We start from the raw sequence: 16,140 nt of genomic DNA, 5'->3' as shown, positions 1-16,140 counted from the left end.
CATTTATGCTGACTGTCCACTTTTATACGAAAGAAAATTGCCCGCTTTGTGATCATGCGCTTCTTATATTAGAAGAGCTTCAGGATGAGCTTGGATTTCATATCGAAATAAGGGATATTCATGAGAAGGACGAATGGATAGAGGCGTATGGATTGATGATTCCCGTAGTCCAAATCGATGGTGAGAACATACAATATGGTAAGATCGACTTATTTTCACTAAGAAACCGCTTACTTACATTTTATTAGTTTTTTAAGTTGAACACGCGTCGAAGTATTGCTATGATACAAATTGTAAGGTCGGTAAATTTTTTTACACCAATCGGGACATAATATGACTAGGTGGGACAATTAAAGTCCCTCACTCTCGTCCAAAGGGGAGTTGCGATGGAGCCGATCATTGAAATACAACGAAAATTATTGCCAGATTTAATGGATGTTATGCAGAACCGTTATCGCATCCTTCAGAACGTCCGGTATCTTCAACCGATTGGAAGGCGAAGCTTAGCGGCGAACCTTCAACAGACGGAAAGGGTACTCCGGGCGGAAGTCGAGTTCTTACACAAACAAGGGCTTTTGAATATCGCTTCTTCAGGTATGACTTTGACCGATGAAGGCAATGATATTCTCCTAGAACTCGAAAATATTATGAAAGAAGTTTCAGGTCTTCATGTTTTAGAAGAGCGATTACGGGAAAAATTAAAGTTGGCAGAAGTGATTATCGTCCCAGGTGATAGTGATCGGGACCAATGGGTGAAAAAAGAAATGGGGAAAGCCGCAATCAAACGTCTTCTCCCATTACTGAAAACCGAAAAAACCATCGCTGTTACTGGTGGAACGACCCTTTCGGCAGTAGCGGAAATGATGAAGCCATTACCGAATAAAAGTAAACCTTTGATTGTCCCAGCCCGGGGCGGATTAGGTGAACAGGTTGAAAATCAAGCGAATACGATCTGCTCGACCATGGCCCGTAAAGCCAATGGCGAATATCGACTGTTGCATGTCCCAGATCAATTAAGCAACGAATCGTATCAATCCTTGATTGAAGAACCGGGTGTAAAAGAAGTGCTTGACCTGATCCGATCTGCTGAAATCGTCATCCATGGTATTGGAGAAGCGAAGACGATGGCGGAACGGCGGAAATCATCCAAGCAGGTCTTTCAGGAAATTGAAAAGCACGAAGCCGTTGCGGAAGCATTCGGTTATTACTTTGACAAGGACGGTTCCATCGTCCACAAAGTGAAGACCGTCGGCTTACAGCTTGATGATCTGACGGATGAAAAAACAATCTTTGCGGTTGCTGGCGGCAGCAGTAAAGCAAATGCCATTGCAGCCTATATGAATCGCGGACCTCGTCAGATTTTGATTACAGATGAGGGCGCAGCAAAAGAGTTGATTTAAGGACTGGCAAATCACATGTCAGAAACCATTACTTAACATACACATTTCAAGGAGGAGTTTTAACATGGCTACAAAGATTGGTATTAACGGATTTGGACGTATTGGACGTAACGTATTCCGTGCAGCACTTAAAAACAATGATGTTGAGGTTGTAGCAGTAAACGACCTTACAGATGCAGAAATGCTTGCACACCTTCTACAATATGACACGGTTCATGGAAAGCTTGATGCAAAAGTTGAAGTAAACGGTGAAAACCTGGTTGTAGATGGTAAGGAAATCAAGGTTCTTTCTGAGCGCGACCCTGCTCAACTTGGTTGGGGAGACCTTGGCGTTGAAATCGTCGTAGAATCTACCGGTCGTTTCACGCAACGTGACGATGCAGCGAAACACCTTGAAGCTGGCGCGAAGAAAGTTGTTATCTCTGCACCTGCGAAGAACGAAGACATCACGGTCGTTCTTGGTGTAAACGAAGACAAATACGATGCAGCTAGCCACAACGTGATCTCTAACGCATCTTGTACGACAAACTGTCTAGCACCACTTGCGAAAGTCTTGCATGACAAGTTCGGTCTTAAGCGTGGAATGATGACAACTGTCCACTCTTACACAAATGACCAACAAATCCTTGACCTGCCGCACAAAGACTACCGTCGTGCGCGTGCTGCTGGAGAGAACATCATCCCGACAACAACTGGTGCTGCAAAAGCGGTATCCCTTGTCCTTCCTGAGCTTGAAGGCAAGTTGAACGGTATGGCAATGCGTGTTCCAACTCCAAACGTTTCACTTGTTGACCTTGTTGCTGAGCTTGATAAAGAAGTAACAGTTGACGAAGTAAACGCAGCATTTAAAGAAGCTTCTGAAACAAACTTGAAAGGTGTTCTTGGATACAGTGACGAGCCGCTTGTTTCCCGTGACTACAACGGAAACCCTGATTCTTCTACAGTAGATGCTCAATCTACAATGGTGATGGAAGGAAACATGGTTAAAGCAATCTCTTGGTACGACAACGAGAGCGGTTATTCTCACCGTGTTGTTGATCTTGTTGCGTTCATCGCTTCTAAAGGTCTTTAAGATACAGTTTATCAACAGGAAAAACTGTACCTGAACGATAAGTTTATATAGAATAAGGATTGTGGGGAGAGGGGTAGTATTACTCCTCTTTTCACATGTACTTAAAGGTGTTTGAAAAGTAACTGATTCATCTGCTTTTCAAACGACCAATCCGATTATAAGATGAATTCACGTAATTAAGGAGGCTTTCCGAATGCAAAAACAATCTATACGCGATGTTGATGTGAACGGGAAAAGAGTGTTCTGCCGTGTCGACTTCAACGTACCGATGAAGGATGGAGAAGTGACCGACGACACTCGTATCCGTGCAGCACTACCTACAATTCAACACTTGGTTGAAAAAGGAGCAAAGGTCATTCTCGCAAGTCACCTTGGACGTCCGAAAGGTGAAGTGGTAGAGGAACTACGGCTTGATCCTGTTGCGAAGCGTCTTAGTGACCTATTGAACCAGACTGTCACAAAAACGGACGAAGTATATGGTGAAGAAGTCAACAAAGCCATTTCTGGTTTGGACAATGGTGACGTCTTACTTATTGAAAATGTTCGTTTCGAAGCTGGCGAAGAGAAGAACGACCCTGAACTTGCAAAAGCATTTGCCGATCTAGCAGACCTGTATGTCAATGACGCATTTGGCGCAGCACACCGTGCACATGCTTCAACTGAAGGTGTCGCTCATCACTTACCTGGTGTTGCTGGACTTCTAATGGAGAAGGAGCTTGAGGTTCTTGGCAAAGCACTAGCTGAACCTGAGCGACCATTCACAGCCATCATTGGTGGAGCGAAGGTAAAGGACAAAATCGGTGTCATCGACAATCTATTAGATAAGGTCGATAACTTGATCATTGGTGGCGGACTTGCTTACACATTTGTCAAAGCGTTAGGTTATGACATCGGAAAGTCACTATTAGAAGAAGATAAGATTGATCTAGCTAAATCGTTCATGGAAAAAGCAGAGCAAAAAGGCGTGAAGTTCTACATGCCGAAAGACGTTGTCGTAGCGGACGATTTCTCTGGAGACGCAAACACGAAAGTCGTACCGATCGATGAAATCCCTTCAGATTGGGAAGCGCTCGACATCGGTCCAGCTACTCGAGATGAGTACCGTACTGTCATTGAAGGTTCGAAGCTTGTCATCTGGAACGGACCGATGGGTGTATTCGAGATTGATACATTCGCTAATGGAACGATGAGTGTTGCGAAAGCCCTTGCTGATTCACCGGACACATACAGTGTCATCGGTGGCGGTGATTCTGCGGCAGCCGTAGAGAAATTTGGTTTTGCTGACAAGATGAGCCATATCTCCACAGGTGGAGGAGCATCCCTCGAATTTATGGAGGGGAAGGTTCTTCCGGGAGTTGCAGCCCTGAACGACAAGTAAAAGAGGAAACTTGTATAGATTTTTGCGAAATTTTCTCATGAAATCTACCTAATGATTAAAAGAAAGGTGGTCCTTAAAGGATGCGTAAACCGATTATCGCAGGAAACTGGAAAATGCATAAAACGCTTGAAGAATCGAAGAGCTTCGTTAAGGAAATCAAAGAGCTCGTTCCTGATGAGGAGAAAATTGATTCTGTCATTTGCGCGCCTGCATTGTTCTTGAATGCCCTAGTAAATGAGACAGTAGAAACGAAGCTTCATATAGGGGCACAAAACATGCACTTTGAAGAAAGCGGCGCATTCACGGGCGAAATCAGCCCTCATGCACTGAAAGACTTGAAGGTTGAGTATGTCATTCTTGGACACTCCGAACGACGTGAAATGTTCGGTGAAACGAATGAATCCGTCAACAAAAAAGTCCACGCTGCCTTTAAGTATGACCTTGTGCCGATTGTTTGTGTCGGGGAATCCCTCGAACAGCGTGAGAACAATGAAACGAAATCTCACGTGAAAAATCAAGTCGAGCAAGCTCTAAGCGGATTGTCTGAAGAACAGGTTTCCCAAGTTGTCATCGCTTATGAACCAATCTGGGCGATTGGAACAGGCAAATCGGCTACTTCTGAAGATGCAAATGAAGTTTGTGCCTACATCCGTACTGTGATTGCGGACAAGTTTTCACAAGGGACTGCCGATCAAGTACGCATCCAATACGGTGGAAGCGTGAAGCCTGAAACAATTGAAGAGCTCATGAGCCAATCGGATATTGACGGAGCACTTGTCGGTGGAGCGAGCTTGAAGCCACAGTCTTTCTTACAGTTGTTGGAGGTTGTTCATAATGGCTAAAAAACCAGTCGCACTCATCATTTTAGATGGGTTTGCGTTACGGGATGAAACAGAAGGGAATGCGGTCGCCCAGGCGAATAAGCCGAATTTTGACCGTTATTGGAACGAATTCCCGCACTCCCAGCTGCAAGCTTGTGGAGAAGCGGTCGGACTTCCTGAAGGACAAATGGGGAATTCCGAGGTCGGGCACTTGAACATCGGTGCTGGACGAATCGTTTATCAGAGTCTTACACGAGTGAACCTATCCATCAAGGAAGGCGAGTTTTATGAAAACCAAACTTTCCTGGATGCGATGGATCACGTGAAAAAGAAGGATTCTGCCCTGCATATATTCGGATTGCTTTCTGATGGTGGTATACACAGCCACATTGATCATCTTTATGCGTTGTTGAAGCTGGCAGCGGAAGAAAATGTTGAAAAAGTCTATATTCACGGTTTCTTAGATGGTCGTGACGTCGGTCCTCAATCAGCGAAGGAATATATCACAGCATTACAAGAGAAGATGGACGAGTACGGTGTCGGTGAGTATGCAACGATCTCTGGCCGTTACTATTCTATGGACCGTGACAAGCGCTGGGACCGTGTCGAGCGCTCCTATCGAGCAATGACATACGGGGAAGGTCCATCCTATCAGGATCCGATCGAAGTCGTCGATGATTCCTATAAAAATGAAATCTATGACGAGTTTGTCCTGCCATCGGTCATCACGAAGGAAGATGGCTCACCGGTTGCGACGGTTAACGACGATGATGCAATCATCTTCTTCAATTTCCGTCCTGACCGTGCGATCCAGATTTCCCAGGTCTTCACGAACGAAGACTTCCGTGGATTCGATCGTGGTGAAGGCCGTCCGAAAAATCTGCATTTTGTCTGTCTGACACAATTCAGTGAATCCGTTGACGGAGAAGTTGCGTTCAAACCGACGGACTTGGACAACACGCTCGGTGAAGTTTTATCCCAGCAAAACTATAAGCAGCTTCGAATCGCTGAAACGGAAAAATATCCACACGTCACGTTCTTCTTCAGTGGCGGACGTGAAAACGAGTTCCCAGGTGAAGAGCGTATTTTGATCGACTCGCCGAAAGTCGCGACATACGACTTGAAGCCGGAAATGAGTGCTTATGAAGTGACAGATGCACTACTCGATGAACTGAATGCGGACAAGCATGACGTCATCATCTTGAACTTCGCAAATCCAGACATGGTCGGACATTCTGGTAAGCTTGAGCCAACAATCAAGGCTGTCGAAGCGGTTGATGAGTGTCTCGGTAAAATCGTCGACCTCATTTTAGAAAAAGATGGAGCGGCAATCATTACAGCCGACCACGGTAACTCGGATGAAGTCATCACGAAAGAAGGAAAACCGATGACAGCTCATACGACGAACCCTGTACCGGTCATCGTGACGAAAAAAGGTGTCGAGCTACGTGAAGACGGAATTTTAGCCGATCTATCACCAACGGTACTCGACCTTCTCGGCGGTAAGCAGCCGAAAGAAATGACAGGAAAAACCCTGATCAAGGGAAACGAATAAATCTAAACTTATATTTTTAAAAAATAAGGAGATGAATGGAATGTCATCAAGTATCATTAACATTTTTGCTCGTGAAGTATTAGATTCCCGTGGTAATCCAACGGTAGAAGTGGAAGTATGGTTAGAGTCCGGCGCACGTGGTCGCGCACTCGTTCCAAGTGGTGCGTCAACTGGTGAGTACGAAGCAGTTGAGCTTCGTGACGGAGACAAAGACCGTTACCTCGGAAAAGGCGTATTGAACGCTGTAAACAACGTAAACGAAGTCATCGCTCCTGAGCTTGTTTATTTCGATGCGCTTGATCAAGTCGCAATCGACAAGCAATTGCTTGAGATTGATGGAACAGAAAACAAAGGTAACCTAGGCGCAAACGCAATCCTTGGTGTATCCATGGCTGTTGCACACGCTGCTGCAGATCACCTGGGTGTACCACTATACAACTACCTTGGTGGATTCAACGCGAAATCTCTTCCAACACCGATGATGAACATCTTGAACGGTGGAGAGCACGCAGACAACAACGTAGACATCCAAGAATTCATGATCATGCCAGTAGGTGCTGAATCCTTCCGTGAAGCACTACGTGTTGGTGCGGAAATTTTCCACACGTTGAAAAAGGTATTGAAGGAAAAAGGCTTGAACACAGCTGTTGGTGACGAAGGTGGATTCGCTCCGAACCTAGGATCCAACGAAGAAGCGATCTCTACGATTATCGAAGCGATTGAAAAAGCTGGTTACAAGCCGGATGAAGAAGTGAAATTGGCATTGGATGTTGCGTCTTCTGAGCTTTATAAAGATGGCAAATATCATCTTTCCGGTGAAGGTGTTACGAAGACATCTGAAGAAATGGTTGCTTGGTATGAAGAGCTTACGTCCAAGTATCCGATCGTTTCCATTGAGGACGGTCTTGACGAGAACGACTGGGGCGGATGGGAAAAGCTTACGGCTGCAATCGGTGACAAAGTACAACTTGTCGGTGACGACTTGTTCGTAACGAACACAGCGAAGCTTTCTGAAGGTATTGACCGTAAAGTCGGTAACTCCATCCTGATCAAAGTGAACCAAATCGGTACGTTGACGGAAACGTTCGACGCGATCGAAATGGCGAAGCGCGCAGGATATACTGCAGTCATCTCTCACCGTTCTGGTGAAACAGAAGACAGCACAATCGCAGACATCGCAGTTGCGACAAACGCTGGCCAAATCAAGACAGGTGCACCGTCACGTACGGACCGTGTAGCGAAGTACAACCAGCTTCTCCGTATCGAGGACGAGCTCGACTACGCTGGTTTCTATGCAGGACAAGACGCGTTCTACAACATCAAGAAGTAAGACAACTGAATGAACTCCATTGATATCAGGGAAGTGGAAGCACACCAACTGAACTGAAAGCAAAAAGACCCGATTGGATAGCCGCCAATCGGGTTTTCTTATTTTATGAAGGTGCCAGGCACCATTCAGAACCCGTTGCGGCACAACGGTTCTAAATCGGTGCCTGGCACTATAGGTTGAAAGGCTCACTACATGTCTTCGTTGTCGGCATGTACGTCGCTTCGTTGTGGCTCGATTCCGCTGTCTGCTTGATTAATGAGCATATCGAGCGGCTGGTAGGCATCACTTTGAACGGTGAATCCGGGATTCAGATTCGTCGCCGTTTGCAATTCTTTATCTTTTTCGATATTCGGATCTTTTCTAGTCATTGCAGAACACCTCCATATCTCTAATATGGATATCGTCCGAAAAAATTATGTTCATCATCATTTACCATGACGTTTGGGTAATACTAACGTGTAACTGATGATCGGAGGAGTTTTTAAATGACACTTGTTCGACTGGGGTATGTCGCAATGGCGTTAAGTCTGCAGAACGCCTCGCCTTCTCAAACCATGACCATCCAAAACTTTTCAAAAATACAAAACAGGGATGCTGCCATGCTGAAGCTTGAACGGATTACCCGTTCAAACCTTCATAACACATTAAGGATATTACGTCATAATGCTGCGCACGATATCAAGTTCTATCGAATGACCTCAAGGCTCGTCCCTTTGGCGACGTATGAAGAATTGCCTGATTGGAACTACATGGATGCCATTACGGAGGAGCTTTACGAGATTGGTGAGTTTGTAAAAGAACACGAAATGCGTGTAGATTTCCATCCCGATCATTTCGTGCTCGTCAATACGCCGAAAAAGGATGTATTGAAAATGACGGTCAAAACCCTGATGCTACATAAGCGTCTGCTTGACGGGATGTCAGTCCACCCGAAGCACAGGTGTGTTCTCCACGTCGGCGGGATGTACGGGGATAGACAGATCGCTTTGGAGCGGTTTGTAGAAAACTGGATGCTCATTCCCCCAGGTATCCAGGAAATGATCATCCTTGAGAACGATGATAAGTCCTTCCATCTAGAAGACACCTTATACTTATGCGAAAAGCTTGGGGTACCGCTCGTATTCGACTATCACCATCATCTTGCCCACCACGATAACGAACACTGGGAGGAGGAATGGGAACGAGTCGTCAACTCCTGGTCCGATTCCCATCTACCGATCAAAATGCACATCTCCAGCCCTAAAAGTGAAAAACAATTCCGCTCTCATGCGGAATATGTCGATTCCGAAATGTTCATGGACTTCCTGAATCAAATTAAAGGAAGCGTCGAACAGATCGACTGCATGATTGAAGCGAAGAAGAAAGATGAAGCCCTCTTCAAGCTGATGCGCGATCTCAAAGACCACCCGAATGTCGAAATTGTCGACGGAGCCAGCTTCTACGTAAAATAGTGTCGGTGTCAGGCACTTTGCTACGTAGTTAGTGTCAGGCACCGACTTCTTAGACATTTGATGAGAGTTGGTGCCTGACACTAAGAAAGTAAAGTGCCTGACACTCCCAACCAACCCTTGCTGCTCAACGGATTGAAAATAGTGCCTGACACTTCCCAACGACACCGACAAATTATGTTGAAACTTTTGAGTTCGTTGTGGTACATTTAAGGTACTGGATTGTGTCGCTGGAGGTGGATTAAATGGAAACATTCTTGATGGTCTTATTGATTATTGTTGCATTAGGATTGATTGCAATTGTTGTTCTTCAATCTGGTAAGAGTGCTGGACTTTCTGGTGCGATTACAGGTGGAGCGGAACAATTATTCGGGAAACAGAAAGCACGCGGAATCGACGCTGTCTTCCAAAAGGCAACGATCGTTCTTGCAGTCTTATTCTTCATCCTTAGTATCATTCTAGGTTACGTATATTAATAACGTCGAAAGAACAGCAAGTATCGCGCTTGCTGTTTTCTTTATTTCACCGGAAAAATGGATACACACTTTCATAAGTTTTCATTAGTTTATGTGTAACGAAGGCTCGCCAAAAGTAAGTAAGGCTTTCCTTTGCCAAGATATCTTAATTCAGCGATAATGGAGACCGAGAATTCGTTCCACAAATTTCCCGAACGGATTGACATACATACGTTTTAACGCTTCCGACAAGGGGCAAACTAAAAGAAAGAATGAAGGAGTCCGGTTCATGATAGGTTGTCTATGTCTTCACGGTTTTACCGGAAGCCCTTATGAGGTGGAGCCGCTTGTCCACTATCTAAAAGAACACACAGATTGGGTCATTGCATCTCCTACCTTCCCAGGGCATGATACAGGAGGCCGGATGGAGCATGTCCACTTTGAAGAGTGGATCAAAACGGCCGAAATGGAACTCAGGGCTCTCGAAAAAAAATGCGACACGATCTATGTCGTCGGCTTTTCAATGGGTGGAATGATCGCTGGGTACTTAGCGGCTAATCATAAAATCGACAAGCTCGTATTGATGAGTGCTGCTGCTTATTACGTCAGCCCACGCCAGCTGTTCCTAGACATCAAACAGATGGTCCTTGACTTATTCAAAGGAAAAATAAAGGATAATGAATTGTTCCAACGATATATGCGGAAGTTCCGGATTACACCGTTGTCGATGACCTTCCAATTCAGAAGGCTCATCTACAATTTGAGGCCTTATATTGAAAAAATCCAGACACCCACGCTCATTCTCCAAGGGGAATGTGACGGCGTCGTCCCGAAGAAAAGCGCGCACTACATTTACGATACGATACGAAGCACCGAGAAAGAACTTGTTTTTCTACCACAATCGAAACACATCATATGCCACGGTACAGAGCAAGAAGACGTCATCCGGCACGTCTTTCACTTTCTAACAGATAAAGAACCAAAGGTTATAAAAGGAGAGGAAACATCATGAAAATCGTAACACCAAAACCATTCTTCTTCGAGGGAGGAGATCGGGCAGTCCTTTTATTGCATGGATTCACAGGGAATTCCTCTGATGTCCGTATGCTTGGACGCTTCCTGCAAAAACAAGGCTACTCCTGTCTAGCGCCGCACTACAAAGGACATGGCGTACCCCCGGAAGAGCTCGTCCATACCGGTCCTGATGATTGGTGGAAGGACGTCATGGACGCATATAATGAGCTGAAAGACAAAGGCTATGAAGAGATTGCTGTAGCAGGTCTTTCACTTGGTGGCGTATTTTCCTTGAAGCTGGCTTATACAGAACCGGTCAAGGGTATTGTACCGATGTGTGCGCCTATGCATATTAAAAGTGAAGAAGTTATGTACGAAGGTGTCCTCGAATACGCGAGGGAATATAAGAAATACGAGGGGAAATCCGAAGAGCAGATTGAAGAAGAAATGGAAGAGTTCAGAAAGACGCCGATGAATACGTTGAAGGCGCTGCAAGAACTCATTTCGGACGTTCGCTCGAACATTGATATGATTTACACACCGACGTTCGTGGTACAAGCAAGACATGACGAAATGATCAATACGGAAAGTGCCAACATCATTTATGATGCCATTGAATCCAATCATAAGGATCTCAAATGGTACGAAGAATCCAGCCACGTCATCACCTTAGATAAGGAAAAAGAACAGCTTCATGAAGATGTTCTGGAATTCTTAAACTCGCTGGATTGGAATAACTAAAACATACTTATTGATAGAGACATCACCGAAGGAGGGATTGAACCATGGATCAAGAAAGAATTTTAGCTTTTATGAGAGAAGAAGCCTATAAACCGATGACCGTACAAGAACTGGAGCAAGAGCTCGGTTTGAATGATGCAGAAGATTTCAAGGATCTCGTCGTCACCTTGAACGATATGGAAGAGAACGGTTCTGTCGTAAGGACGCGCAGCAACCGATATGGCGTACCGGAACGGATGAACCTAGTGAAAGGGAAACTACAAGGACATGCAAAAGGGTTCGCGTTCCTCATCCCGGAACAAAAAGGCGAAAAGGATATCTATATTTCCCCTAGTGACTTGAATGGAGCGATGAGTGGAGATACGGTGCTTGTACGGATTTCCAGCCGTCGTGGCGATGGAAAGCCAGAAGGAACTGTCATCCGTATCGTTGAACGCGGTGTGACCGAGGTTGTCGGCACGTTCATCGACAGTAAAAGCTTCGGGTTTGTCGAAGCGGATGACAAACGCATTCCGAATGATATCTTTATTCCAAAGGAAGCGATCAATAACGCTGTAGACGGTCATAAAGTACTTGTAAAAATCACTGGTTATCCAGAAGGTCGCTCAAGTGCAACAGGTGAGATCATCGAGATTCTTGGTCATAAAAATGACCCAGGGGTCGATATCCTCTCGATCATCTATAAACACGGCCTGCCGAGGGATTTCCCTGCAGACGTGATGGAGCAAGCTAACTCTGTGCCGGATGAGATCGATCCGGATGATCTCCATGACCGCAGAGACTTACGAGATGAAACGATCGTCACCATTGACGGTGCAGACGCAAAGGACCTTGATGACGCCGTAAACGTCGTAAAGCTTGACAACGGAAACTACAAGCTCGGTGTCCATATCGCTGACGTCAGTCACTATGTAAAAGAAGGATCGCCGATTGACGAAGAAGCATTAGAACGGGGAACGTCCGTCTACCTGGTCGACCGCGTTATTCCGATGATCCCGCATCGTCTATCCAACGGAATTTGTTCCCTGAATCCGAAAGTCGACCGGTTGACGTTATCCTGTGAAATGGAAATCAACGCTAACGGTGATGTCGTTAATCACGAAATCTTCCAGAGCGTCATTCGCACGAACGAACGTATGACCTATACCGATGTTCGTAAAATTTTATTGCGTGAAGACGACGAAGTTCTTGAACGTTATAAAGAGCTCGTACCATTCTTCGATCTGATGGGTGAGCTTGCCGAGATCCTTCGTAAAAAGCGCTTTGAACGAGGCGCAATCGACTTCGATTTCAGTGAAGCACGGGTTCTCGTCGATGAAGAATCCAAGCCGGTCGATGTCGTTTTACGAGACCGTACGGTTGCTGAAAAGTTGATTGAGGAATTCATGCTTGCAGCGAACGAAACGGTCGCGGAACACTTCCACTGGATGAAGGTCCCGTTCATGTACCGGATCCACGAAGATCCAGACGAAGAGAAGCTCACGAACTTCCTCGAGTTCATTACGAACTTCGGTTATGTCGTACGAGGACAAGCGAACAGCATCCATCCACGTGCCCTTCAGCAGATTTTAGAGGAAGTCCAAGGAGAGCCGGAGGAAGCGGTCATCAGTAAGGTTATGCTTCGTTCCATGAAGCAAGCACGTTACGAGCCGGAAAACCACGGCCACTACGGGTTATCGACCGAATTCTATACACACTTCACATCACCGATCCGCCGTTACCCGGACTTGATCGTTCACCGTCTCATCCGTACGTATCTCATTGAGAAGAAAGTGGACGAAAAGACGAAGAACCATTGGGGTGAACGACTGCCTGAAATTGCGCAGCACGCTTCTGAACGCGAACGCCGTGCAGTCGATGCCGAGCGTGAAACGGATGACCTGAAAAAAGCGGAGTTCATGCAGGACAAGATTGGTGAAGAATTCGAAGGCGTCATCAGTGGCGTGACGAATTTCGGATTGTTCGTCGAACTGCCGAATACGATTGAGGGACTCGTCCACGTCAGCTACCTGACCGATGACTATTACCACTTCAACGAACAACAATATGCGATGATTGGCGAACGCACCGGTAAAGTGTTCCGTATCGGTGACGAACTGCAGATCCGAGTGCTGGCTGTCAATGTCGAAGAACGCGCCATCGACTTCGAAATCGTCGGTATGAAGGCACCGTCCGAAAGAAAGAGAAAAGATCGTGCTCGTGTCATTTCGAGTGGTGGTAAGAGTCCGACAAAGGAAAAGAAACGTAACGAGAAGAATGATAAAAACGGTTCATCACGCAAAAAGAAAGGCAACAAGCCGTTCTATAAAGACGTTCAGAAAAAGAAAAAAGGGAAAAAGAAGAAGCGGAAGTAATCGAAGAGGGCGCCCGCAAGGTGTCAGGCACCGACCATATGTTCAGGTGCCTGACACACTCGTGAAGGGCACCCTTTTCTTCCTATAAAGGCGGATTTCTTGACTTTTTTTGACCATTGTTGTTAAAATGTATCATGCAGTTTGAAAGGGGAAACGAAGCTATGGCACGAGATGAAGGGAATTTAATCGCGCAAAATCGAAAAGCAAGACATGATTATGCGGTAGAAGAAACGTATGAAGCAGGTATGGTTTTGCAAGGAACTGAAATCAAGGCCATTCGTGCGAGACGCGTTCAACTGAAAGATTCTTTCTGTCGTGTCGAGAACGGTGAGGTTTTCCTCCATAATATGCACATCAGCCATTATGAACAAGGAAACCGTTACAACCATGAACCGCTTCGTACAAGAAAACTGCTTTTACACAAGAAAGAAATCAAGAAACTGATTGGCGTTTCGAAAGAACCAGGCTACTCGCTTATTCCGTTGAAGCTTTATATCAAAAACGGAGTCGCAAAGGTTTTGATCGGGGTTGCAAGAGGTAAGAAGAAGTATGACAAGCGTGAAGACCTCAAACGCAAGACAGCGAAACGTGAGATTGAGAAAGCCTTCCGTGAACGCCAAAAAATGTAAGCATCTGTAAAATCATTAACAACACATTGTTCATGTGTTATAATAAGTGTTGTCGCCAGTTAGGAAAGCAATGATTTAAAGCAACTTTTAGTAACACTCCTTTTACATGGGGACGTTACGGATTCGACAGGGATAGGTCGAGCTTAAGTTGCGAGCCGAGGGGGTCGGCCTCGTTAAAACGCCAACGCCTATAACTGGCAAAGAAAACAACAACTTCGCACTAGCTGCGTAACAGTAGCTTTGCGGTTCCTCCCTGCATCGCCCATGTGCTAGGGTAAGGGACTCACTTATCAGTGGGCTACGCCGGATTCCACCGCCTGAGGATGAAGGAAGAGAACAACCAGGCTAGCCACATGGACGCCTGTCAGTAGGCTGAAGTGATGGCGAAATGCTAATATACTGACTACGCTCGTAGAAGCTTAAGTGCCGATATTTCTGGACGTGGGTTCGATTAGTAATAGTCGCCTTTTGTGGTAACACAAAAGTGATAACCCGGCTTAATCGGTGAAACCTAAGTCGCAAATGGAGTTTAAGACATCCTATAAGCGATAGGGCAATGCCGAGCGGTATGTGGAGCAATCCAACAGCCGTGTATCGACTCATAGGCTGCCTAAATGGTAGTACTAGGATACGGAATACTACTTGAAAACAAGTAAAAAATAAATTCCGTATAATACGCCGGGGGACCTGATTACACAGGTTCAAGATATAGTCAGTGCCATGACGAAAGCATGGAACAACATGTCCCACCGTCTCCACCATACATAACTATGGTGGTTTTTTTATGCCTACTATTACTTAATTGCAAAGAACTCCTCTTCGAACTTTAACTTATCTAAAAGATCATCATTCGTATATTTACCGTTCCTGTTTGTAACCCGATCATAGTTATTTAAAATCCATAATGCGCGTTTCTTCTTTTGATTGATCCTAAGATAAGGTTCAATCATTTCTAGGACATAAAATACTTCTCTTTTTACTTTTATGTTTAACGTAAAGGAATTCTTATGTTTTCCTGGTTTATAATTTTTCTTATTGGATATACAACCTCCTGTTATAGATTGTAGATATGTTAAAAGTTCTTTGTCTGTAGATGCAATAGTTATTACAGGTCTACGATGCTCACGTGCATGCATTCTTGTTAACGTTATGCTACCTTCACCGTCTATAACTCCAGCAATGTAAGCAGCTTCATAAACTTTCATTTTATTTCTCCTCCCAGCAAAGGAACGTATGTTCTTATTATACTATAAAAGAAGGATATGTAATGAATGTGGTAGAATCTTTATCATGAAATTTTAATCAGGAATTTATAAAGTATTGTTCGAAAAGAGAGGTCTTCAATGGAGATTATATCGTTAAAAGACATACCTAAAGAGAGAATTTTTGAGTTCTTTCGATTGCAATGGGGTAGTCCAAAGATGGTTGTTTCGAGTGGTGTTTATGATGGTTCAACTTTAGATGGCTTTACAATTATAAATGAGGAAAACGAAATAATTGGATTAGTCACCTACATAATCAAAGCTAAAGAAAGTGAGATCATTTCATTAGATAGCCTAAAAGAAGGTAAAGGCATAGGAACGTCTCTTATTCAAGCGGTAGAAAGTGTTGCCCTTCAAAACCAATGTAGGCTTGTAAAAGTGATTACTACAAATGACAATTTGTTAGGACTAAAGTTTTATCAAAAAAGAGGATTTGTATTGTCAAAAATACATAAAAATGCGGTGCAAAGAGCAAGAGAAATAAAGCCTGAAATTCCGTTAATCGGTAATGATGGGATTCCGATAAGAGATGAAATAGAGCTGGAGAAGTTACTCGCTTAACGACTTACAAAAGATTATGTAAATATTCCAGAGTCGGATGAAGCTGGATATGAGCTTACTCAGCTAGTTTCTATCGTTATCTGGAATAAGAATTTTTCTTAAGAGCTTGTTTTCTATTCG

16 protein-coding genes and 1 other RNA gene are annotated in these 16,140 nt (G+C 44.7%); 15 read left to right on the top strand and 2 right to left on the bottom strand.

Annotated features, from left to right (window positions below):
* The first annotated feature begins 5 nt into the window (after positions 1–5).
* The 7 genes from V1497_RS16220 (at position 6) to eno (ending at position 7,556) form a co-directional block, all read left to right on the top strand.
* The gene (locus tag V1497_RS16220) at positions 6–248 is read left to right on the top strand and encodes a glutaredoxin family protein (protein ID WP_349408556.1); all 243 of its coding nucleotides are present in this window, start codon (positions 6–8) and stop codon (positions 246–248) included.
* A 138-nt stretch (positions 249–386) separates the two neighbouring features.
* Entirely contained in the window at positions 387–1,400 is a 1,014-nt protein-coding gene (locus V1497_RS16215; RefSeq protein ID WP_349408555.1) for a sugar-binding domain-containing protein, read from the top strand.
* Between the two features lie 64 nt (positions 1,401–1,464).
* Complete coding sequence (gene gap, locus V1497_RS16210) at positions 1,465–2,472, top strand: type I glyceraldehyde-3-phosphate dehydrogenase (protein ID WP_349408554.1); 1,008 nt, start codon at positions 1,465–1,467, stop codon at positions 2,470–2,472.
* A gap of 193 nt (positions 2,473–2,665) precedes the next feature.
* Complete coding sequence (locus V1497_RS16205) at positions 2,666–3,850, top strand: phosphoglycerate kinase (RefSeq protein ID WP_349408553.1); 1,185 nt, start codon at positions 2,666–2,668, stop codon at positions 3,848–3,850.
* 80 nt (positions 3,851–3,930) lie between these two features.
* Positions 3,931–4,692: a triose-phosphate isomerase gene (tpiA, locus tag V1497_RS16200; RefSeq protein ID WP_349408552.1), complete on the top strand. Its 762-nt coding sequence runs from the start codon at positions 3,931–3,933 to the stop codon at positions 4,690–4,692.
* Positions 4,685–6,226 carry a 2,3-bisphosphoglycerate-independent phosphoglycerate mutase gene (gene gpmI / locus V1497_RS16195; protein WP_349408551.1) on the top strand — a complete coding sequence of 514 codons (1,542 nt, stop codon included), beginning with the start codon at positions 4,685–4,687 and terminating at the stop codon, positions 6,224–6,226. Before tpiA ends, gpmI begins: the two co-directional genes overlap by 8 nt.
* Positions 6,227–6,266: 40 nt before the next feature.
* Positions 6,267–7,556, top strand: a complete 1,290-nt coding sequence (gene eno, locus V1497_RS16190) for a phosphopyruvate hydratase (RefSeq protein WP_349408550.1) — start codon at positions 6,267–6,269, stop codon at positions 7,554–7,556.
* Positions 7,557–7,744: 188 nt separating this feature from the next.
* On the opposite strand, the gene V1497_RS16185 is transcribed toward eno, so the two are convergent.
* Complete coding sequence (locus V1497_RS16185) at positions 7,745–7,924, bottom strand: hypothetical protein (RefSeq protein ID WP_349408549.1); 180 nt, start codon at positions 7,922–7,924, stop codon at positions 7,745–7,747.
* A gap of 117 nt (positions 7,925–8,041) precedes the next feature.
* Between V1497_RS16185 and uvsE the strand changes: the two genes are divergently transcribed.
* The 7 genes from uvsE to ssrA all read left to right on the top strand — a co-directional run bounded on the left by uvsE (position 8,042) and on the right by ssrA (position 14,651).
* Positions 8,042–9,007: a UV DNA damage repair endonuclease UvsE gene (uvsE, locus tag V1497_RS16180; protein WP_349408548.1), complete on the top strand. Its 966-nt coding sequence runs from the start codon at positions 8,042–8,044 to the stop codon at positions 9,005–9,007.
* 242 nt (positions 9,008–9,249) lie between these two features.
* Positions 9,250–9,480: a preprotein translocase subunit SecG gene (gene secG, locus V1497_RS16175; RefSeq protein ID WP_349408547.1), complete on the top strand. Its 231-nt coding sequence runs from the start codon at positions 9,250–9,252 to the stop codon at positions 9,478–9,480.
* A gap of 268 nt (positions 9,481–9,748) precedes the next feature.
* Complete coding sequence (locus tag V1497_RS16170) at positions 9,749–10,471, top strand: alpha/beta hydrolase (RefSeq protein ID WP_349408546.1); 723 nt, start codon at positions 9,749–9,751, stop codon at positions 10,469–10,471.
* Positions 10,468–11,214 carry a carboxylesterase gene (locus V1497_RS16165; RefSeq protein ID WP_349408545.1) on the top strand — a complete coding sequence of 249 codons (747 nt, stop codon included), beginning with the start codon at positions 10,468–10,470 and terminating at the stop codon, positions 11,212–11,214. Before V1497_RS16170 ends, V1497_RS16165 begins: the two co-directional genes overlap by 4 nt.
* 44 nt (positions 11,215–11,258) lie before the next feature.
* Complete coding sequence (gene rnr, locus V1497_RS16160; protein ID WP_349408544.1) at positions 11,259–13,568, top strand: ribonuclease R; 2,310 nt, start codon at positions 11,259–11,261, stop codon at positions 13,566–13,568.
* A gap of 161 nt (positions 13,569–13,729) precedes the next feature.
* A complete protein-coding gene (gene smpB / locus V1497_RS16155) occupies positions 13,730–14,197 on the top strand; it encodes an SsrA-binding protein SmpB (RefSeq protein ID WP_349408543.1) in 468 nt (155 codons plus the stop codon).
* Positions 14,198–14,313: 116 nt separating this feature from the next.
* Positions 14,314–14,651, top strand: a transfer-messenger RNA (tmRNA) gene (gene ssrA / locus V1497_RS16150).
* 340 nt (positions 14,652–14,991) lie between these two features.
* Here the strand turns inward: ssrA and V1497_RS16145 are convergent.
* Positions 14,992–15,402 carry an LAGLIDADG family homing endonuclease gene (locus V1497_RS16145; protein ID WP_349408542.1) on the bottom strand — a complete coding sequence of 137 codons (411 nt, stop codon included), beginning with the start codon at positions 15,400–15,402 and terminating at the stop codon, positions 14,992–14,994.
* 138 nt (positions 15,403–15,540) lie between these two features.
* Here V1497_RS16145 and V1497_RS16140 point away from each other — a divergent pair, with 138 nt between their 5' ends.
* Positions 15,541–16,020 carry a GNAT family N-acetyltransferase gene (locus tag V1497_RS16140; protein ID WP_349408541.1) on the top strand — a complete coding sequence of 160 codons (480 nt, stop codon included), beginning with the start codon at positions 15,541–15,543 and terminating at the stop codon, positions 16,018–16,020.
* The last annotated feature ends 120 nt before the right edge of the window (positions 16,021–16,140 follow it).

The sequence above is a fragment of the Pseudalkalibacillus sp. SCS-8 genome (genome assembly GCF_040126055.1).
Classification (GTDB): Bacteria; Bacillota; Bacilli; order Bacillales; family Fictibacillaceae; genus Pseudalkalibacillus; species Pseudalkalibacillus nanhaiensis.
This window is presented reverse-complemented; position numbering and strand designations above follow the sequence as displayed.

Bases quoted from the DNA above. Each gene is read 5' to 3' on its own strand.
- V1497_RS16220 (WP_349408556.1), top strand. From the start codon at position 6: ATGCTGACTGTCCACTTTTATACGAAAGAAAATTGCCCGCTTTGTGAT.
- smpB (WP_349408543.1), top strand. From the start codon at position 13,730: ATGGCACGAGATGAAGGGAATTTAATCGCGCAAAATCGAAAAGCAAGA.
- V1497_RS16205 (WP_349408553.1), top strand. From the start codon at position 2,666: ATGCAAAAACAATCTATACGCGATGTTGATGTGAACGGGAAAAGAGTG.
- V1497_RS16145 (WP_349408542.1), bottom strand. From the start codon at position 15,402: ATGAAAGTTTATGAAGCTGCTTACATTGCTGGAGTTATAGACGGTGAA.
- uvsE (WP_349408548.1), top strand. From the start codon at position 8,042: ATGACACTTGTTCGACTGGGGTATGTCGCAATGGCGTTAAGTCTGCAG.
- V1497_RS16215 (WP_349408555.1), top strand. From the start codon at position 387: ATGGAGCCGATCATTGAAATACAACGAAAATTATTGCCAGATTTAATG.
- secG (WP_349408547.1), top strand. From the start codon at position 9,250: ATGGAAACATTCTTGATGGTCTTATTGATTATTGTTGCATTAGGATTG.
- rnr (WP_349408544.1), top strand. From the start codon at position 11,259: ATGGATCAAGAAAGAATTTTAGCTTTTATGAGAGAAGAAGCCTATAAA.
- V1497_RS16140 (WP_349408541.1), top strand. From the start codon at position 15,541: ATGGAGATTATATCGTTAAAAGACATACCTAAAGAGAGAATTTTTGAG.
- gpmI (WP_349408551.1), top strand. From the start codon at position 4,685: ATGGCTAAAAAACCAGTCGCACTCATCATTTTAGATGGGTTTGCGTTA.
- V1497_RS16185 (WP_349408549.1), bottom strand. From the start codon at position 7,924: ATGACTAGAAAAGATCCGAATATCGAAAAAGATAAAGAATTGCAAACG.
- tpiA (WP_349408552.1), top strand. From the start codon at position 3,931: ATGCGTAAACCGATTATCGCAGGAAACTGGAAAATGCATAAAACGCTT.
- V1497_RS16170 (WP_349408546.1), top strand. From the start codon at position 9,749: ATGATAGGTTGTCTATGTCTTCACGGTTTTACCGGAAGCCCTTATGAG.
- V1497_RS16165 (WP_349408545.1), top strand. From the start codon at position 10,468: ATGAAAATCGTAACACCAAAACCATTCTTCTTCGAGGGAGGAGATCGG.
- eno (WP_349408550.1), top strand. From the start codon at position 6,267: ATGTCATCAAGTATCATTAACATTTTTGCTCGTGAAGTATTAGATTCC.
- gap (WP_349408554.1), top strand. From the start codon at position 1,465: ATGGCTACAAAGATTGGTATTAACGGATTTGGACGTATTGGACGTAAC.